19 protein-coding genes are annotated in these 19,246 nt (G+C 70.1%); 17 read left to right on the forward strand and 2 right to left on the reverse strand.

Annotated features, from left to right (window positions below):
• Positions 1 to 233 precede the first annotated feature (233 nt).
• From infC to ACFQ4H_RS16775, 13 genes are all read left to right on the forward strand, one after another.
• A complete protein-coding gene (gene infC, locus ACFQ4H_RS16715) occupies positions 234 to 857 on the forward strand; it encodes a translation initiation factor IF-3 (RefSeq protein WP_377571913.1) in 624 nt (207 codons plus the stop codon).
• Positions 858 to 876: 19 nt separating this feature from the next.
• Positions 877 to 1,071 (forward strand): 50S ribosomal protein L35, encoded by a 195-nt coding sequence (gene rpmI / locus ACFQ4H_RS16720; RefSeq protein WP_377571890.1) that lies wholly within the window; start codon positions 877 to 879, stop codon positions 1,069 to 1,071.
• Positions 1,072 to 1,103: 32 nt separating this feature from the next.
• Positions 1,104 to 1,496, forward strand: coding sequence for a 50S ribosomal protein L20 (rplT, locus tag ACFQ4H_RS16725; RefSeq protein WP_363861575.1), 393 nt, complete (start codon positions 1,104 to 1,106; stop codon positions 1,494 to 1,496).
• A 31-nt stretch (positions 1,497 to 1,527) separates the two neighbouring features.
• Entirely contained in the window at positions 1,528 to 2,400 is an 873-nt protein-coding gene (locus ACFQ4H_RS16730; RefSeq protein ID WP_377571891.1) for a TrmH family RNA methyltransferase, read from the forward strand.
• Positions 2,401 to 2,565: 165 nt separating this feature from the next.
• Entirely contained in the window at positions 2,566 to 3,645 is a 1,080-nt protein-coding gene (gene pheS / locus ACFQ4H_RS16735) for a phenylalanine--tRNA ligase subunit alpha (RefSeq protein ID WP_377571892.1), read from the forward strand.
• Positions 3,646 to 3,685: 40 nt separating this feature from the next.
• A complete protein-coding gene (pheT, locus tag ACFQ4H_RS16740; RefSeq protein WP_377571893.1) occupies positions 3,686 to 6,235 on the forward strand; it encodes a phenylalanine--tRNA ligase subunit beta in 2,550 nt (849 codons plus the stop codon).
• 5 nt (positions 6,236 to 6,240) lie between these two features.
• The gene (locus ACFQ4H_RS16745) at positions 6,241 to 6,711 is read left to right on the forward strand and encodes a S26 family signal peptidase (RefSeq protein WP_377571894.1); all 471 of its coding nucleotides are present in this window, start codon (positions 6,241 to 6,243) and stop codon (positions 6,709 to 6,711) included.
• Between the two features lie 70 nt (positions 6,712 to 6,781).
• Positions 6,782 to 7,585, forward strand: coding sequence for a phosphotransferase (locus ACFQ4H_RS16750; protein WP_377571895.1), 804 nt, complete (start codon positions 6,782 to 6,784; stop codon positions 7,583 to 7,585).
• Positions 7,586 to 7,959: 374 nt separating this feature from the next.
• The gene (locus ACFQ4H_RS16755; protein WP_377571896.1) at positions 7,960 to 9,159 is read left to right on the forward strand and encodes a cytochrome P450; all 1,200 of its coding nucleotides are present in this window, start codon (positions 7,960 to 7,962) and stop codon (positions 9,157 to 9,159) included.
• Positions 9,160 to 9,164: 5 nt separating this feature from the next.
• Positions 9,165 to 9,389, forward strand: coding sequence for a ferredoxin (locus ACFQ4H_RS16760; RefSeq protein ID WP_377571914.1), 225 nt, complete (start codon positions 9,165 to 9,167; stop codon positions 9,387 to 9,389).
• 470 nt (positions 9,390 to 9,859) lie between these two features.
• Complete coding sequence (locus ACFQ4H_RS16765) at positions 9,860 to 10,423, forward strand: MauE/DoxX family redox-associated membrane protein (RefSeq protein WP_377571897.1); 564 nt, start codon at positions 9,860 to 9,862, stop codon at positions 10,421 to 10,423.
• Between the two features lie 54 nt (positions 10,424 to 10,477).
• Complete coding sequence (locus tag ACFQ4H_RS16770; protein WP_377571898.1) at positions 10,478 to 11,020, forward strand: TlpA family protein disulfide reductase; 543 nt, start codon at positions 10,478 to 10,480, stop codon at positions 11,018 to 11,020.
• Entirely contained in the window at positions 11,017 to 12,918 is a 1,902-nt protein-coding gene (locus tag ACFQ4H_RS16775) for an ABC transporter ATP-binding protein (protein WP_377571899.1), read from the forward strand. The genes ACFQ4H_RS16770 and ACFQ4H_RS16775 overlap by 4 nt, the downstream gene beginning before the upstream one ends.
• On the opposite strand, the gene ACFQ4H_RS16780 is transcribed toward ACFQ4H_RS16775, so the two are convergent.
• Both ACFQ4H_RS16780 and ACFQ4H_RS16785 read right to left on the reverse strand, forming a co-directional pair.
• Positions 12,846 to 13,667: a MerR family transcriptional regulator gene (locus ACFQ4H_RS16780; protein ID WP_377571900.1), complete on the reverse strand. Its 822-nt coding sequence runs from the start codon at positions 13,665 to 13,667 to the stop codon at positions 12,846 to 12,848. The genes ACFQ4H_RS16775 and ACFQ4H_RS16780 overlap by 73 nt on opposite strands.
• An 81-nt stretch (positions 13,668 to 13,748) precedes the next feature.
• On the reverse strand, positions 13,749 to 15,887 hold the full coding sequence (locus ACFQ4H_RS16785; protein WP_377571901.1) for a BTAD domain-containing putative transcriptional regulator: 2,139 nt from the start codon (positions 15,885 to 15,887) through the stop codon (positions 13,749 to 13,751).
• A gap of 530 nt (positions 15,888 to 16,417) precedes the next feature.
• Here ACFQ4H_RS16785 and ACFQ4H_RS16790 point away from each other — a divergent pair.
• The 4 genes from ACFQ4H_RS16790 to ACFQ4H_RS16805 all read left to right on the forward strand — a co-directional run.
• Positions 16,418 to 17,356, forward strand: coding sequence for a hypothetical protein (locus ACFQ4H_RS16790; RefSeq protein ID WP_377571902.1), 939 nt, complete (start codon positions 16,418 to 16,420; stop codon positions 17,354 to 17,356).
• Positions 17,357 to 17,546: 190 nt separating this feature from the next.
• On the forward strand, positions 17,547 to 18,146 hold the full coding sequence (locus ACFQ4H_RS16795; RefSeq protein WP_377571903.1) for a helix-turn-helix domain-containing protein: 600 nt from the start codon (positions 17,547 to 17,549) through the stop codon (positions 18,144 to 18,146).
• Positions 18,146 to 18,517, forward strand: a complete 372-nt coding sequence (locus tag ACFQ4H_RS16800; protein ID WP_377571904.1) for a hypothetical protein — start codon at positions 18,146 to 18,148, stop codon at positions 18,515 to 18,517. The genes ACFQ4H_RS16795 and ACFQ4H_RS16800 overlap by 1 nt, the downstream gene beginning before the upstream one ends.
• The coding region (locus tag ACFQ4H_RS16805; protein ID WP_377571905.1) for an ABC transporter ATP-binding protein at positions 18,514 to 19,246 on the forward strand (733 nt) is incomplete at its 3' end. The genes ACFQ4H_RS16800 and ACFQ4H_RS16805, both read left to right, overlap by 4 nt.

Raw genomic sequence — 19,246 nt, forward strand, 5'->3', positions numbered from 1 at the left:
AACCACAGCCGCATCAGCCATAAAGTGGAGCGCCTGCTCCCACCCGAGTCGCCAGGATTGGCGTCCGGGTCCGGTCACCGGATCGAGCGATCGATCCGGCTTGCGGCGCTGTGCCGCAGTTGACCGGTCGAGCGGGCCCTGGCATGCGCCGGGGCCTTCTGCTTTCCGGGTTGGTTCCCGCCGGGAACCTGCCGGGGTCGGCTCAAGCTGAGAAACGGACTTGAGGAGGCCCCATCAGCGTCGAGCCACGCGTCAACGAGCAGATCCGGGCACGTGAGGTCCGGCTGGTCGGCCCTGAGGGTGAGCAGGTGGGCATCGTCCCGCTGGAGCGCGCCCTGCAGCTGGCCGCGGACGTCGACCTGGACCTGGTCGAGGTTGCGCCGATGGCGCGTCCGCCGGTGTGCAAGCTCATGGACTTTGGCAAGTTCAAGTACGAGAGCGCACTGAAGGCACGCGAAGCCAGGCGTAACCAGCAGCAGACCGTCATCAAGGAGATGAAACTCCGGCCGAAGATCGACCCGCACGACTACGAGACCAAGAAGGGTCACGTGGTGCGGTTCCTCAAGGCGGGTGACAAGGTCAAGGTCACAATCATGTTCCGTGGTCGCGAACAGAGCCGGCCGGAGCTGGGCTACCGGCTTCTGCGGAGGCTCGAATCGGAGATCTCGGAACTCGGGTACGTCGAGGCCGCACCGAAGCAGGACGGCCGAAACATGATCATGGTTCTGGCTCCGCATCGAGCCGTCAAGGCGTCCGCTACGGCGGCCAGGGCGGGCTCGCCGCGTGAGCGGGAGGCCGGTGCCGCCGAGGCACCACCGGCCGAGGCGGCCGGACCCGCCGGGACCACCGGCGAGTAACAGGGGAGAAACGGTTCACATGCCGAAGATGAAGAGCCACACGGGTATGGGCAAGCGGGTCAAGGTGACCGGCCGTGGCAAGATCGTTGCCCAGCAGGCTGGGCTGCGGCACAACCTGGAGAAGAAGGCCACCACCCGCACCCGTCGTCTGACCGGCACGGTCGAGGTGGCCAAGGCCGACGTCAAGCGCATCAAGAAACTGCTTGGCCGCTGACGCGCGCCACTTGACCCGAAGGAGAAGTTGAGATGGCACGCGTCAAGCGGGCTGTGAATGCCCAGAAGAAGCGTCGTACCCTGCTGGAGACCGCTAGCGGCTACCGCGGCCAGCGCTCCCGGCTGTACCGCAAGGCCAAGGAGCAGGTGCTGCACTCGATGCAGTACGCCTACCGGGACCGTCGCGACCGCAAGGGCGACTTCCGGCAGCTCTGGATCACCCGGATCAACGCGGGTGCCCGCGCCAACGGGATGACCTACAACCGTCTGATCCAGGGCCTGAAGCTGGCCGGCGTCGAGGTGGACCGCAAGATCCTGGCCGACCTCGCCGTCACCGACGAGGCGGCGTTCGCCGCCATCGTCGAGGTGGCCCGTGCCGCTGTCGCGGCCGAGGGCACCGGTGGCGCGGCGGCGCAGGCCGCCTGAGTCAAGACCCACCTGGAACGAGGCGCTCCCTATGACAGCACGACCGTCCGGGGGGCGCCTCGCTCCTGTTCCAGACCGGGACGACACCCTGTTCACCACCCGTACACCCCGGGTGGTCGCCGCCCGACGGCTGCACCGCCGCCGGGACCGGGACACCACCGGCCGGTTCCTCGCCGAGGGGCCGCAGGCGGTCCGGGAGGCGTTGGCCGTGCCCGGCGTAGTCGCCGAACTGTTCGGCACCCCGGCCGCGCTGGACCGCTACGCCGATCTTGCCGCCACCGCCGCACGGGCCGGGATGCCGGTCTCGCCACTGACCGACGAGGCGCTGGCCGCGCTGACCGAGACGGTCGCGCCCCAGGGCCTGGTCGCGGTCTGCCACCACCTCGACGTGTCACTGGCCGCCGCGCTCGACCGGGCACCCCGTCTGGTCACCGTGCTGGCCGGGATCCGGGACCCGGGCAACGCCGGTACGGTGCTGCGCACCGCCGACGCGGCCGGGGCCGGTGCGGTGGTCTTCGCCGGGGAGACCGTGGACCCGTACAACGGCAAGAGCGTGCGCTCGTCGGCCGGCAGCCTCTTCCACGTCGACGTGGTCCGGGCAGGTGATCCCGCCGAGGTGGTCACCACCCTGCGGGCGGCGGGCCTGACCGTGCTGGCCGCCTCCGGCTACGGCGAAACCGACCTCGACGACCTCGCCGACGCCGGAGGACTGGCCACACCGACCGCCTGGCTCTTCGGTTCCGAGGCGCACGGCCTGCCCGCCGAGCTGGCCGACGCGGCCGACGCCCGGGTACGCGTACCGCTGCACGGCCGTGCCGAGAGCCTGAACCTGGCTGCCGCCGCAGCGGTGTGTCTGTATGCTTCAGCCAGAGCATTGCGAGCCAGGAGGACAACCCCGTCATGAGCGCCGTACGGCACTCGTTTAGCCAGCCCGCCGGTGTCGGCGGGCGGCAGGGCTGACCTTTCCCTGTGCACCTCCCACCGGCGGGCTGCGGCGAAGCCGCGTGTCCGTAAACTCGCCATCGCGCCCGACGAGGGCTGCGCCGCCGTGAGGGAGTGCCCGTACGCCATGACCTATCGCAACGATCCGTACGACCCGAAACAGGTCGCCCTGCTCGACCAAAGTGCCCTGGACGGGGCTGTCGCCGCCGCGCAGCAGGCGTTCGACGCCGCCGGAGACCCCGACGCGCTGGCCTCGCTACGCCACCAGCACCTCGGCGACCGGGCCCCGATCTCGTTGGCCCGCCGGGAGATCGGCGCGCTGCCTCCGGCCGCCAAGTCCGACGCGGGCAAGCGGGTCAACGAGGCGCGCCGGGCGGTCGAGACCGCGTTCGCCGCCCGCCGTGAAGAACTGGAGCGGCAGCGGGCCGAGCGGGTGCTGGCCGAGGAACGGGTCGACGTCACGCTGCCCTACGACCGACGTCCGAAGGGCGGTCGGCACCCGCTGAACACCCTCATGGAGGAGATCAGCGACCTGTTCGTCGGGATGGGCTACGAGATCGCCGAGGGGCCCGAGGTCGAACTCGAATGGGCCAACTTCGACGCGCTCAACATCGGTCCGGACCACCCGGCCCGCGGCCTGATGGACACCTTCCACGTCGCCGGCACCGACGGCGCCGGTGGCTCGGGGCTGGTGCTGCGTACCCACACCTCGACGGTGCAGGCCCGCACGATGCTGACCCGGCAACCACCCATCTACGTGGTCTGCCCGGGGCGGGTCTACCGCACCGACGAACTGGACGCCACCCACAGCCCGGTCTTCCACCAGGTCGAGGGCCTGGTCGTCGACAAGGGCATCACCATGGCCCACCTGCGGGGCACCCTGGAGCACTTCGCCCGGTCGATGTTCGGGGCGCAGGCGCGGATGCGCTGGCGGCCGCACTACTTCCCGTTCACCGAGCCGTCGGCCGAGTTCGACGTGTGGTTCCCCGAGCACCGGGGCGGGCCACAGTGGGTCGAGTGGGGCGGTTGCGGTCTGGTCAACCCCCGGGTGCTGCGGGCCTGCGGCATCGACCCGGACGTCTACTCCGGCTTCGCGTTCGGAATGGGCATCGACCGGACCCTGATGGTTCGGCACGGGGTGCGGGAGATGCGGGACATGTTCGAGGGCGACGTGCGGTTCACCCGCACGTTCGCAGGTGGAGCGTAGCGGGATGCGGAACGAAGCGACGGAGACGGTGGTCTGAGCCATGCGAGTTGGAATTTCCTGGCTGCGGGAATACGTCGACCTGCCCGCCGAACTGTCCACCGAGGACCTGGAACGGGCGCTGGTCGAACTCGGCATCGAGGTCGAGTCCGTGGTGGACCTGCGTACGACGGTCACCGGACAGCTGGTGGTCGGCGAGGTACGGGAGATCGAGGAACTGACCGGCTTCAAGAAGCCGATCCGTTTCTGCAGGGTGGACGTGGGGGACGCCAACAGCACCGGCGAACCACAGGAGATCGTCTGCGGAGCGACCAACTTCGCCCCCGGCGACCGGGTCGTGGTGATCCTGCCGGGCGGGGTGCTGCCCGGTGGGTTCGCCATCGGTGCGCGGAAGACGTACGGACGCAACTCCAACGGGATGATCTGTTCGGCGCGCGAACTCGGCCTCGGCGAGGACCACTCGGGCATCATCGTGTTGCCGGAGGACACGAAGGCCCTGCCCGGGGACGACGCCCGCCCGGTCGTCGGGCTCGACGACGTCGTGGTCGAGCTGGAGATCACCCCCGACCGTGGGTACGCCATGTCGGTGCGGGGTATCGCCCGGGAGTTGTCACATGCGCTCGGGCTGCCGTTGCGTGACCCGGCAGCCGGATCCGCACCCGGTGCGACCGCCGAACCGGCGTACCCGGTGCAGGTACTCGACACCGTCGGCTGTGACCGGTTCGCCGCCCGGGCGGTACGTGGTGTCGATCCGTTGGCGCAGAGCCCGCAGTGGATGCAGCGGCGGCTGACCGTCGCCGGCATCCGGGTCATCTCGCTGCCGGTCGACATCACCAACTACCTGATGCTCGAACTGGGCCAGCCGATGCACGCCTTCGACCTGGACCGACTGGCCGGACCGCTGGTCGTACGCCGGGCCGAGCCGGGGGAGCGGCTGACCACCCTGGACGGTGTCGACCGGGTGCTGGCGGTCGAGGACATGGTGATCTGCGACGACAGCGGGCCGATCTCGCTGGCGGCGGTGATGGGCGGGCAGACCAGCGAGGTCGTCGCCAGCACCACGAACGTGCTGTTCGAGGCGGCGCACTGGGATCCGGCCATGGTCGGTCGTACCGCCCGGCGGCACAAGTTGTTCAGCGAGGCGGCCAAACGCTGGGAACGCGGCGTCGACCCGGCGCTGGCCCTGGTCGCCATCGACCGGGCGGTCGCGCTGCTGACCGAGTACGGCGCCGGTGTCGCCGGGGACGAGATCCTCGACATCGACCACGTGCCGGCCCGTACGCCGATCGCGCTCGACCCACAGTTGGCCGGTCGCCGGATCGGGGTCGACTACCCACCGGCCCGCGTGGTCGAACTGTTGGAACAGGTCGGCTGCACGGTTACCGAGGGCACCGACCGGCTGGCCGAGGATCCCGGTTCCGTCGCGGCCGACGTCACCGGACCGGACCGTCTCATCGTCACGCCCCCGACCTGGCGACCCGACCTCACCGATCCGATCGACCTGGTCGAGGAGATCGTCCGGCTCGACGGGTACGACCGGGTGCCGATCGTCCTGCCCAAGGCCCCGGCCGGGCGTGGGTTGACCGCCGACCAGCGTCGGCGGCGGGCGGTCGCTCAGGCGTTGGCCGAGAACGGCTACGTCGAGGTGCTGGCGTACCCGTTCGTGGCACCGGAACTGTTCGACGCCCTGGGCCTGCCCGCCGACGACCCGCGTCGACAGGCCGTACGGTTGGCCAACCCGCTGTCCGAGGAGGAGCCGCTGCTGCGTACCACGCTGCTCGGCCCGCTGCTGGCCACGTTGCGCCGCAACATTGGTCGCGGGCAGCGTGACCTGGCGCTCTACGAGCTCGGTCTGGTGTTCGAACCCCGGATCGGGGCCGGCGTACCCCCGGCGATGGGGGTGGCGGACCGGCCGTCCGAGGCCGAGTTCGCCGCAGCCGACGCGACCGTGCCGCACCAGCCGTGGCACGTGGCGGCGGTGCTGGCCGGTGAACTGGACACGGCCGGCTGGTGGGGCCAGGGACGTCCGGCCGGTTGGGCGGACGCCGTGGCGGCGGCCCGACTCGTGCTGGCCACCGCGGGTATCCCGCCGGAGCGGGTGACGGTACGGCAGGCGGAACGGGCGCCCTGGCACCCGGGGCGCTGTGCCGAACTGCTCGTCGACGACATCACCATCGGCTACGCCGGCGAGCTGCACCCGTCGGTGATCGACACGATGGAGTTGCCGAGGCGTACCTGCGCCATGGAACTCGACCTCGACGCGGTACCGTCGGCGCCGCAGGTGGCCGCGCCACAGGTGTCGACGTTCCCGCCGGCTCTGATCGACGTGGCGCTCGTCGTCGAGGACGCGGTGCCCGCCGCCGAGTTGCGTCAGGCCCTCACCGAGGGGGCGGGCGAGCTGCTCGAGTCGATCCGCCTGTTCGACGTGTACACCTCGGCCGAGCAGTTGGGCGCTGGGCGTAAGTCGCTGGCGTACAAGCTGACGTTCCGGGCGCCGGACCGTACGCTCACCGCCGAGGAGGCGGTGGCCGCGCGGGACGCCGCGGTGGCCCAGGCCGCGGCCCGCTTCGGGGCCGTCCTACGGGGTGCCTGACCCGGATGGGTACGGCAGTCGTCATCATCGTGGTGGCCGGCGTTCTGGCGTCGGCCGCCACGCTGCTCGTCTGGGCACGACGGCGACTGCTCGTCGTGTCGGTGGTGGGCCGCAGCATGGAACCCACGCTGCGGTCCGGCGACCGGGTGTTGGCCCGGCGGGTTCCGCTGGCCAGGGTCCGACGTGGCGACGTCGTCGTGTTGGCGGCACCCGCGCAGATGGCGGATGACTCGCAGCCCCCGAGCCAGGAGTCACCCGGCCTGCTCATCAAGCGGGCCTTTGCGGTGCCGGGCGACCCGGTGCCGGTGGAGCGGGTGCCGATCCTGGGTGGCCAGTCCGCTGCGGAGGTGCCGGTCGGACACCTGGTCGCGCTCGGTGACAATCCACCCTGGAGTTACGACTCGCGCGAGATCGGCTACTTCCGGGAGGAGAGCGTGCTCGGTGTGGTGGTGCGTCCGCGGCTGCCCGCCAGTTAGCGCCGCTTCACCTGCCTGAACCATGCGATAACCACGTGCCCGCTCGCGCTCTGTGCAGGAGAATGCCAACGTGCCCGAGTTGGAGTGGCCAGACGAGGTCGAGTTGACCGGTGGAGGGCGGACGGCGGTCCATCGGCGTGGGCAGGTCGTGGTCCGAGACACCGGCCCGTGGACGCCGGCCGTGCACACACTGTTGCGGCATCTGGAACGGGTCGGCTTCGCCGGGGCACCGCGCCTGGTCGGTACCGGTCTGGACTCCACCGGACGCGAAACGTTGACCTTCATCGAGGGCGTGTTCGTCCAGCCCGGACCGTGGAGCCTGGACGGCGTCGCTGCCGTCGGTCGACTACTGCGGGATCTCCACGACGCCACCGCCTCCTACCAGCCGTCCCCCGACGCGGTGTGGTTTCCCTGGCACGGCCGCGATCTGGGCGGATCCGCCCGGGTCATCGGCCACTGTGATGTCGCCCCCTGGAATATCGTGGCCCGCGATGGAATGCCGGTCGCCCTCATCGACTGGGAGTTCGCCGGTCCGGTCGACCCGCTGGTCGAGCTGGCGCAGGCAAGCTGGCTCAACGTCAAACTCCACGACGACATCGTCGCCGAACTCGAGGGTCTGCCACCCCTGGCCGACCGGGCACGGCAGCTCCGCGCCATCGTCGACGCCTACGGTCTGTCAGCCAACCAGCGTCGCGGCTTCTTCGACCGGATCGTCGAGTTCGTCGTGTCCGATACCGCGTTCGAGGCGGACGACGCCCGGGTCACCCCGGACATGACCTACCATCCCCAGGCGCTGTGGGCGATGGCCTGGCGGGCCCGCGCCGCCGCCTGGCTGCTGCGAAACCGTCGAGTGCTGGAGAACGCCCTCTCCTGAGGACCGTCCACCTCGGCTTCGGCGGTCGGCCGCGAAGCTGTCACGCCGCCCGGTCGACGGCCCGGTCGCCTGTCCCCGGGCACGGGACAGCGCAGTAATCCTGACTTTTTATCACAGATGCTGCATCGAGGGCTGTACTCCTCGCTCCATCGAAGCTACAGTGCGTGATCGGATGATTGTGGCGAGTGACGGAGTTGGGGTATCGCCCGACCTGGCACGCGTCCCATGACGTCCCGATGCGTACGCCCCAGGCCATCGCCAGACCAGCCGGCCGCATCACGGACCCTGCTCGAAGGAGGCACCGACCGGCCCTGTGATCGCGGCTCACCCCAGCCCGTCTCCCGTTCCGGCCCGGTTCAGTGAAGGAGATCGCGATGACGTCGACGCTACCGACTCCGAACGGAACACCAACTCGACGCAGTTGTCCGTTCGCCCCGCCCGCGGAACTCATCGCGTTGCGCAACGAGCGTCCGGTCAGCCGAATGATCTACCCCGACGGTCACGAGGGATGGCTGGTGACCGGGTACAGCGCCGTGCGGGCGGTGCTGGCGGACGTCCGGTTCAGCTCCCGCCCGGAGCTGCTCAGGAGCCCCGTCTCCATCGTCGCGGACCGGGAAAGGCCGCAGCACCCGACGCCGGGCATCATCACCCAGTTCGATCCGCCGGAGCACACCCGGTATCGCCGCCTGCTGACCGGCCAGTTCACCGTCCGGCGGATGAACCAGCTCACGCCACGGATCGAGCAGATCACCGAGGAGCACCTCGACGCGATGGAGAAGGCGGGTCCGCCCGTCGACCTGGTGCAGGCCTTCGCGCTGCCGATTCCCTCGCTGGTGATCTGCGAGTTGCTCGGTGTTCCGTACGATCGTCGGGAGGAGTTCCAGCACAACAGCAGGGTGCTGTTCGACCTGACCTCTGCCACCGAGCAGGTCAGGTCGGCCGTCGACGGCCTGGAGCGGTTCCTTCGGGAACTCGTGGCACACAAGCGGGCCGAACCGGACGACGACCTGCTCAGTGGGCTGTTGGCCACGGGTGAACTCACCGACGAGGAACTGGCCAACATCGGTCTGGTGCTGCTCGTCGCCGGGCATGAGACGACCGCCAACATGCTCGCCCTCGGTGCCTTCGCGTTGCTTCAGCATCCCGAGCAGCTTGCCCTGCTACACGCGGATCCGGACCTGGCCGGCAATGCGGTGGAGGAACTGCTGCGCCACCTCAGCATCGTCCATATCGGACCGATTCGTACGGCCGTGGCGGACATCGAGGTCGAGGGCCAGTTGATCAGGGCGGGGGAGTCCGTCACCGTGTCGGTTCCCGGGGCCAACTGGGATCCGGAGCGGTTTCCCCAGCCGGACCGACTCGACATCACCCGCCGGGCTACCGGTCACGTCGCCTTCGGACACGGGGTCCACCAGTGCCTCGGCCAGCAACTGGCCCGGGTCGAGATGCGGGTCGGCTACCCTGCGCTGCTGCGTCGGTTCCCCGGCCTACGTCTGGCGGTTTCCCCGGCGGACGTTCCGCTGCGTACGGAGATGGCAATCTACGGCGTCCATCAGCTTCCGGTCGCGTGGTGAGAACCATGCTGGTCGAGGTCGAGCCGCAACGCTGCTGCGGCGCTGGACTGTGTGTGCTCACCGTGCCCGAGGTCTTCAGCCAGCACGAAACGGACGGAACCGTGCTCCTGCTGACCCCACGACCGGACATCGACCAACAGGAGGCGGTCGCGGAAGCTGCGGAGTTCTGCCCGAGCGGGGCGATCAAGATCGTGGTGGCCGGCGACCGGTCGGGACAGCGGACCAGTTGACGGCCCCCGACGGATGGCACCGAGCGGCGCGCCGCCCGGTCCGACGCGGACCCGTGCGGCGCGCCTGGTGCCGATCAGCAAAGTGAGGTCATGGTGACCCCACCAGCGGTGCAGGAGTAACCGCACGAGCCGCAGAAGGTCTGGCACCCGAGGTTCTGGCTGCACCGCTTCAGGTGACAGGTGCCGCAGGCTGCACACCAGGGGTCTGGCGGACAACCGGCGGAGGCGGTCACCCTGGGTACGACGAGGCCGAGCATCCGCTCGCCGAGGGCTTCCAGTCGACGAAACATTGATTCACCTCCCTCCAGGTTGAGAGCGCTCGAACCCTACGGTCGGCCACTACATCGGGCATACATTGCGCGTGAGCTCGGCCCCGATCTCCGCCCCGGACCACATCTCATCGATGTATGTCGAATGTAGGTCGGGCTCCTACGGTGACCTCCCGAAGCGGATCGGGGAGGGCGGTCGGGATGGCGTACGTCGAGTTGGCTGGCCGGTGCCTGCTTGGCCTGGTGTTCCTCGTCGCGGTCACCGGCAAACTACGTAGCCGCACCGCCTTCGACGACTTCGTCGCCTCCGTTGCCCAGTTCGGCCTGCTACCGGAGAGGTGGCTGCCGCTCACCGCCCGACTCGTGCTGACCGGCGAGGCGGGCATCGTGCTGCTGCTCGCCCTGCCCGCCACCGTTCCGGCCGGCTACGCACTCGCGATCGGGGTGCTCGGGATCCTCAGCGCGGGGATGCTGACGGCGGTACGACGCGGCCGGCGGCCAGCCTGCCTGTGCTTCGGCGCGGCCGGTGTGCCGATCGGCGCGCGACACGTGGCGCGCAACCTGCTGCTGGCCGCGATCGCCGCCGGCGGCCTGGTGGCCTCGGTCGCCACGAGCGGTTCACCGATGCGCCCGGCGGCTGCGCTGCTGGCGGTCGCAACGGCGGTCCCACTGGCCGCCCTGGTCGTCCGACTCGACGACATCGTCGAACTCTTCACCGCGAGCCCGGTCCGGGCCAAACCACCCGTCGGCCCGTCCGGCCGCTGAAGGACGTCGGGCCGCACCCGCTGGTGACCCGACACCGTGACCCCGAAGGAGAACATGATGTGGTACCTCACCGTCGCCGTCGTCCTCGTCGCCGCGCTGGGCCTGGTCAATCTGGTGTTCACTCTCGGAGTGGTACGCCGGTTGCGCGAGCACACCGAGTTGTTGAGTGACCGGCAAACCAAGCGACCGGAGGCGATCCTCGAAGGCGGCGGTGCCCCCGACGACTTCGTCTCCACCACCGTCGACGGTCAGGTGCTCACCCGCGACTCGCTGCGCCCGATGACCCTGATCGCCTTCGTGTCACCCGCCTGCGACCTGTGCGAGGAGCAGATCCCCACGCTGCTGGACCGGGCGCGGGACATGCCGGGCGGTCGGGACAACGTCTGGGTCGTCGTGGTGGGCAAGGGCCCGGAGACCGCACCGTACGCCGACCGGTTCCGGGACGTCGCCACCGTCTTCGTCGAGCCCGGCAACGGCAGCCTCCCCATTGCCTTCAAGGTCAACGGTTTTCCGGCATTCGGCCTCCTCGACGAGGGTGGCAGGGCGGTCGCCAGCACCTTCGGCATCGCCAGGTTGGACCTGCCGGTGGCCCGATGAGCGTCGAAGCGTCGGGCGGACCACGGCTGGCACCCGCGCGCGCGGTCCGGCACGCGCGGGACGCCCTCGGCCTGACCTGGCGGGCGGCCCCGGCCGGCACTGTGGTGGATCTGGTGCTTGCCGTGCTCGTCGGGCTCACTCCGGTGCTGGCGGCCTGGTTGACCAAGCTGGTGCTCGACCGACTGTTCACCGGGGGAGGCTCCGCTGCCGGGCTCGCCGGACTGGGGGTGGGGCTGGCGACGACGGCGGCGGCCGGTGCCGTACTGCCGCACCTGCGCAGGTACGTCGAGGCGGAACGGTCCCGCGCGGTCGCCCGGCTGGTACGGCGACGCCTGTACACGGCGTTGCAGCGGTTCGTCGGCCTGGTCCGGCTGGAGAATCCGGAGTTCCAGGACCAGCTTCAGGTGGCGCAGCAGACCGGGCACCTCGGGCCGACCCAGCTCACCGGCAACGTACTGGCCACCGTGCAGGGTGTCATCGGCATGACCGGCTTCCTCGGCGTACTGCTGGTGCTGAATCCGTGGATGGCCGTACTGGTGCTGCTGGCCGCCCTGCCGACGCTGTGGATCCAACTGCGCCTCAACCAGCGGCGGGCGGCGATGCTCCTGCGGCTGGAACACTTCCAACGCCGCGACCTGTTCTTCTCCCAGCTACTGGTCGGAATTCCGGCGGCGAAGGAGATCCGCCTGTTCGGGCTGAGCCGGTTCTTCGGGGACCGGATGCTCGGTGAGCTGAGCGGGATGCACGACGCCGAACACCGGCTGGACCGTCGGGAGATGCGGGCCCAGGTGCTGCTCGGGCTGCTCGGGGCGGGTGCCGCCGGAACCGGAATCGTGTACACGATCGGCGTGGCCCGTACCGGCACGTTGAACGTCGGCGACGTGGCGCTCTTCCTCGCCGCCGTACCCGGTGTGCAGAGTGCCCTGGCCAGTCTCGTCGGCCAGGTCGGCGCCATCCACCAGGCACTGCTGCTGTTCGACCACTACGACGCGGTGGTACGGGCCGAACCGGACCTGGCCCTGCCGGCCGTGCCCCGCCCCGTCCCGCCGCTGCGCTCCGGGATCGAACTGCGGGACGTGTGGTTCCGCTACTCCGACAGACATCCGTGGGTGCTGCGGGGCGTCGACCTGCACCTGCCGTACGGGTCGACGACCGCGCTCGTCGGGCTCAACGGCGCGGGGAAGAGCACCCTGGTCAAGCTGCTGTGCCGGTTCTACGACCCGGATCGGGGATCGATCCTGTGGGACGGTGTCGACCTGCGGGATCTGGACCCGGCCAGCCTTCGGGAGCGGATGGGTGCGGTCTTCCAGGACTTCATGGCGTACGACCTGACCGCTGCGGAGAACATCGCGGTCGGAGACCTGGCGGCGCTCGGGGATCAGCCGAGGCTGCGGGCCGCAGCCGACGACGCCGGCATCGCGGACACCCTCGACGCCCTGCCACGCGGCTACGACACCCTGCTCACCAGGATCTTCTTCGCCGGCGGTGACCGGGACGAGCAACCGGCCGGTGTGGTGCTCTCCGGCGGCCAGTGGCAGCGGGTGGCACTGGCCCGGGGTTTCCTGCGGGCCGGCCGTGATCTGCTCATCCTGGACGAGCCGAGCGCCGGACTGGATGCCGAGGCCGAACACGACCTGCACACCCGACTCCGCCAGTTGCGGCGGGGAAGGACCAGTCTGCTCATCTCGCACCGGCTCAACGCGGTGCGCGAGGCAGACATGATCGTCGTGCTCGACGACGGGCGGATGGTCGAGCGGGGCACCCACCACGAGCTGATGGCGGCCGGCGGCGGCTATGCCCGGCTGTTCACCCTCCAGGCCCGTGGCTACCGGGAGGAGAACGGAAAGGCGACGTCGACGCACTCCTCAGCGTCGTCGGCCGTATCCCAGTTGGGGTAGTAGACCTCCCGAACGGACGCGCTCAGCGTCAGGCTCCGGTCGGTCAGCCAGGCCCCGACCGCGTCGTACGCCCCCAGGATCGACGGGTACGACGCCTGCGTCCTCGTCAGTGCGGTGTAGGCCTCGCGGTGGGCACCTTCCACCCGTACTCCGATCGCCCCGACCGGCTCGATCGGATCGGGGGTGGGCGCGCAGACCTCGACCGGGCCGTCGGAGTCTTCGCTGACCAGGCCGTGGTAGACCACGAAGACCGGTCCGGACAGTGTGCCGCCGACCGCGTCCAGGTGGGCGAAGAGCTGCCGGGTGGCCTCGGGTAGGAACACGGGAAGCTGGTCGGCGGTCACGTGCCGCTGAATGAAGATCACTTTCTGCTCGGGCACGTCCCGTTGGCGAATGTCGTACATCGGGTGGACACCCTCCTCGGTGAGAACCTGTCGCAGATGGGCGACGAGGCTGCGACGCGCGGTGTGGTCCGCCTCGACCCGTTGCCAGTACGCGTCGACGACCCGGTCCGCCGGTGCGGGCGGCAGGTCGAGCACGGCGGCGATGTCGGCCAGTGGCATCCCGATCCCGCGCAGCAGCACGATCCGCCGGGCGCGGTCGAGCTCGGCGGGACCGTAGTAGCGGTATCCGGTCCGGGCGTCGATGTGCGCGGGCAGCAGCAGGCTGCGCTGTTCGTACAGGCGCAGTGCCTTCGGGCTCAGCCGTGACTGCGCCCCGAACTCTCCAGTGGTCAACAGCTCGGACATGCCGGTAAGTCTCCGGCCCGCCCCTGGGGCGAGGTCAAGCCGACACCGGGGGACCTGGTCAGCCGACACCGGGGGACCTGGTCAGCCGGCGCTGGTCCGGGGCAGACAGCGGTGCACCACCTGTAGGAGCCGGGCAGCCGATCTCGCGGTGTCGTCGTGACGCGCCGCAGCCTGCCGGGCCAGACCGATGAGATTGTGCTGTTCACCGCGCAACCACTTCATTGCCTCGTCGGGACTGGCGAGTTGCGGGCCGAGTCGGACGTCGGGCCAGCGGGTGCTGTCACAGCTGACCGGCAGTCGGAGCAGCCGTGCGGCTCGCGCGGCGGTGGTGGCGAACGTGACCAGGACCCGACGTACGGCGGCGTCCCGTGCCCCCTGCCGTTCGTCGGCCGCCAGTTCCGCTGCGTACAGCCAGAGCAGGCGGGACATCTGGAAACGTCCGGCGCCGACGGGCTCGACGAGTTGGGCTTCGACCAGCCGGTCGAGGGCGGTCCCGGCCAGCTCCGGGCCGGTGTCCAGTAGCGCGGCGACGATGTCCGGGGTGACATGGCCGAGTCGTAACAGCCCGAGCCGCCGGAACGCCGCACCGGCGTCCCCGAGGAACCGGCAGCTGGCCGCCAGACGCGGCCGTATCGCCAGTTCGTCGAGCCGGTGACACTCGTCGCGTAGCCGGGTGGCCAGCCTCGCCACGGACCAGTGGGGGCGTTGGGCCAGTCTGCTCCCGGCGGCCCGTACCGTCAGGGGAAGCCGCTCGCAGAGGTCGACGACGATGGCCGCTGGACCGCCGTTGATCCGTTGCCGACCGGCCGAGTGGTGCAGCAACTCGACCGCGTCCGCCTCGGCTAGGGGGCCGAGCCGTAGGTGCAGACCTTCGACGGTCGGCAGCCGTGCCCGGGTGGTGACCAGCAACGCGGAGCCGCCGCGAACCGGCAGCAGATCGGCTACCTGCGCGGCCTCGGCCGCGTTGTCGAGCAGCAGCAGGATCCGTCGGCCGAACAGCAACGACCGCACCAGGGCATGTGCCTCCGCCAGCGTCGAGGGTGCCGGTGCCGACGGCCCGGCAAGGGAGCGTGCCAGTCGGGCCGGCACCTCGGCGGGAGCCAGTGGCGGTGTGTCCGCCGCCGAGCCACCGAGGTCGAGGTAGATCTGGCCGTCGGGGAAACGATCGACGACGGCCGCCGCCGCCCGCATGGCCAGCGCGGACTTGCCGGTGCCGGGCATGCCGTAGACGGCAACCGCGACCGGGCGATCGCCGACGGTGCTCAGTACGTCGTGCAGCCGGTCCAGTTCGGCGCCCCGGCCGACGAAGGCGTTGACGTCGTGCGGCAGTTCGTGTGGCACGGGTACGGGTGGTGTCCCCGGGCCGGTGCTGGTGCTGCCCTCGACCGGTGCCGTACGGGCCCGCCAGGTACGTGGTCGGACGGGACTCTCCGCCAACCGCTGTCGTGGATGCAGCAGACTCGGGTCACGGCGTAGCACGGCTCGATGCAGGTCGCACAGTTCGGTGCTCGGCTGCACCCCCAGGTCGTCGGCGAGGCTCCTGCGGGCGGTCGTGAAGGTGTCCAACGCCCCGGCGATGTCGCCGATCCGGTAGAGCACGGTCATCAGTTGCGCCCAGGCGCACTCCCGCAGCGGATTCTCGGCGACGTGTGTCCGTAGCCGCGCGACCAGGTCGGCGGAACTGCCCTCCCAGAGTTCCAGTTGGCAGGTGAAGTACGCCTCGGCCGCGCCGATCCGTCGCTGGCGCAACCGGTCGAGTGCGGCGGTGACGATCGGACCACCGATCGGCCCGCCGGACGTCGAGGTGGGCCACATCGACAGCGCCTGACCGAGTACGGCCGATGCGGCGTGCAGTTCCCCCCGGGCGAGTGCCGAGTGCCCGTCGGAGACGAGGCGGTCGAACTCGACGGCGTCCAGTTCACCGGGGCAGACCCGCAGTCGGTAGCCGCCGGCACCGGCGGACAGCCGGGGCGTCTCCGGTGAGGGGGACGAGGCCAGCAGCGTACGGAGTTGGCAGATGTGGCTGCGCAGGTTGGGTACCGCCGAAGCCGGTGGTTTCTGCCCCCACAACTCGTCGACCAGCGCGCCGACGGGGACGGCCTGGTTGGTGTGCACCAGCAGGGTCACCAGCAGCGATGTCGGTCGGCCGGCCGGTAGGCGTAGTGGTTGGCCGTCCCGGTGCACGCAGGGCGTGCCGAGGATACGAAAGGCTAGTGTCATGTGTGCCCCCGCGATGTACCCGGGCGGACGGGGCCACACCTACAGCTCCGGCACCACGTCGCGCCCCTAGCCATCGACGATTATGCCAGCAGTGTGAACGAGTTGTTATCCCGACGACATCGTTGATCGTGGATGTCTGATTGGTGGTCCGGCGGTAGCTGTGCCACCTCGCGGAGACCGGCCACGTTGCGTATCCGTGAATCCGCGATGGTCCGTGTCGACCGGGCCGTTGCTTCGCGGTCCCGGAACGCCGCGCAGGTCGAGCAGCAGCCGGCCACGTGCCGTCGTCGACGTGGTCTTCCGCTGCCGTCGACTCACTTCGCCAAGCCCACGGCATTGCCCGTCACCCTTCGGGCTGGCATCGCTGGCTACCTGCCACCTGGACAGCGGAGCCGACGGCTAGCGGACGGCTAGTGGACGGCAAGCGTGATCTCCGAGGCTCATTGTCAGCCGGCGACGAACGTCCGGCGAAGCGCGGAGCGGTCGACCTGCACACCGGTCGGTCCTTCGAAACCACAGGAGGTCATCAGATGCGAATCCGCATCAGTCGCAGTTCCGTTACCGCAGCCGTCGTGCTGGCCGCGTCGCTGGCGGGTGCCGGCTGGGCAGCCCCGGCCTTCGCCGAGATCGACCCGATCCCGGCGAACCCCGTCGTGAGCGGACTCGAGAAGGTTTCCGAGACGACGAGCCCCGGCAGTTCGGACCGCACCCATACGGTGCCGTGCCCGTCCGGCAAGGTTGCCCTCGGTGGGGGTGGGTACCTGACCGCCTCCACGGATGCGGTCGGGCGGGTGGCGATGGACAAGTCCGCGCCGTCCACCGACGGTGCGAGTTGGACGGTGTCGATGCGTGAGGTCGGCGCGGTCAAGTACACCGGAGAGTGGCGCTTCACTGTTTTCGCCTTCTGCGCCAACCGGCCAACCGGCTACCAGGTGGTGTCGGAGGTCAAGACCGGATGGAACGACTTCCACCGCTTGTCCAAGACCACGGCCTGCCCGGGCAGCACGAAGGTCCTCGGCGCGGGAGCCGAGGTCTACAACTCGAACAGCGCCTTCGTTCTCGACCGGGTCGCCCCCGGTGATGCCGTGTCGCCGAACGGGGGAACCAACTACACCTGGGCTGTCGCTCGGACCGTGGACCAGGGCACGGCGGCGCACGGCACGGAAGCACTCCGGACGTTCGCCATCTGCGCCACCGAGCCCGCCGGCTACGAGGTGGTACGTGCGGCAACGGACATGACGAGCAGTTCGTTCAAGAACGTCCCCGGCACCTGCACCACCGGAAAGAAGCTGCTCAGCGTGGGCGCCGGCATCAACGTGTCCAGCATCCACGAGGACGACCGGACCCAGACCCTGCTCACCGGGCTCAACGGCAGCACGGCTGGCTCGGCGAACACCTGGGCGTACGAGGATGCCGACGGATACGTCGAGGCATGGGGGCTCTCGCTGGCCCTGGTCTGCGCGAGCTGACCCGCCGCTGTGGGTGTCGCCGGGCTCGCGGCGACACCCACAAAGGGTTGGCCACATCGGCGGCGTCCGACCCGTAGGGCCGACGCGGTGCGAGGTTTGCCGGGAGATCGCCCGAGTGCCGGTCAGAGGCAGTCGGTCGAATCTCTCGGCTGATTTCATTCTCATTCTCGATAGTGATAACGTTGGCGGCGTGGAAACGTCGAAGGAGCGCCTGGCCGAGCTGGCGCTGCACCCGGTCCGGATCCGGATCCTGCGAGCCGTCGCGGGCGCCCGGCTCACCACGCACGACCTCGTTGCGTTGCTGCCGGACATTCCGCAGGCCACGCTGTACCGGCACCTGGCGACGCTGGTCAAAGCCTCGCTGCTCGAGGTCGTCGAGGAGCGCAAGGTGCGCGGTGCCGTCGAGCGGGTGTACGCGCTGCCAGCTCGCGGCGCGACGCTGGACGCCACGGCAACCGCCGAGGAGCACGAGCGCGACTTCACCGCGTTCATGTCGAGCCTGCTGTCGGAGTTCTCCCGCTATCTCGCCCGCGAACACATCGACTTCGCCGCCGACGGGGTCGGATACCACCAGCTCGTGCTGCACCTGACGGACGCCGAACTGGGCCAGTTCGCCGCAGGCCTCAACGCGCTCGTCGGCCCGCTGCTCGGCAACGAGCCCGGCAACGGGCGGGTGCCCCGGTTGCTGGCGACCATCCTGCTGCCGGCCAACCAGGTGACGACCACCGGCAACGACAACCAGACAGCAGAGCCCGTGGACGGCTCTGGCGCGACGGAAGGAGATGGCTGATGGCATCGGTCATGGTTACCGGCGATCTGCTCGACATCCGGTTCACCAGTTGGGAGCGGCTCTGGATCGGGCGGGAGCGACTGGTGCTGCCCGTCGCCGCCGTGCGGCATGCCGTTCGGGTCGACGATCCGCTGCGCCTGGCCCGTGGTGCCCGACGCGGTTACACGGTCACCGGCTTCGCCAAGATCGGCATTTGGGGTCTGTTCGGCGGTCCCCGGCAGCTCGTGGCGGCCCGCCGTGGCGAGCCCGGGTTGCACCTCGTCCTGGACCGTGCCGCTGCCGGTGGTGAGTTCGACGAGGTCGTACTCTCCAGCCCGGCCGCGCCGGACTTCGTCGAGGCGATCGGGCGTGCGATGGCGGCCCGCGCATGACCGGCGACCATCTGGCGATCGAGGTCTCCCACCTGACGAAGCGCTACGGTGCCGTCACCGCCGTACGGGATCTGAGTTTCACCGTCGAACCCGGCGTCGTCACCGGATTCCTCGGCCCGAACGGCGCGGGTAAGACCACCACGATGCGTATGCTGACCGGCCTCGTGTCGCCCACCTCCGGCACCGCGACGATCGGCGGACAGCCGTACCGTCGGCTGGCCCGACCGTCGAGCGTCGTCGGTGCCGTCTTCGACGCCAACGCGTTCCACCCCGGCCACAGCGCCCGCGCCCACCTGCGGATCTACGCCGCGATGGGGGGCTACCCGGACGGCAGGGTCACCGAACTGCTGAACCTGCTCGGTCTCGCCGATGCCGCCGACCGGCGTACCCGCGGGTTCTCCACCGGCATGCGACAGCGGCTGAACCTTGCCACGGCGCTGCTCGGCGACCCCCGGGTACTGCTCCTGGACGAACCGAGCAACGGCCTCGATCCGGAGGGCATGTCGTGGCTACGCGGCTTCCTGCGTCGGCTGGCCGACGAGGGACGCACCGTCCTGATCTCCAGCCACGTACTCAGCGAGGTCCAGCAGCTCGTCGACGACGTGGTCGTGATCCGACGCGGCGAACTTGTCGCGGCCGGGCCGTGGTCCCGGCTCGCCGGCCCGCCTGCGGTGCTGGTCACCGCCGCTGACGCCGACCCGCTGGCCGCCGCGCTGGCGGCCGGTCCCG

It is taken from the genome of Micromonospora sonneratiae (assembly GCF_042679305.1).
Taxonomy (GTDB): Bacteria; Actinomycetota; Actinomycetes; order Mycobacteriales; family Micromonosporaceae; genus Micromonospora_H; species Micromonospora_H sonneratiae.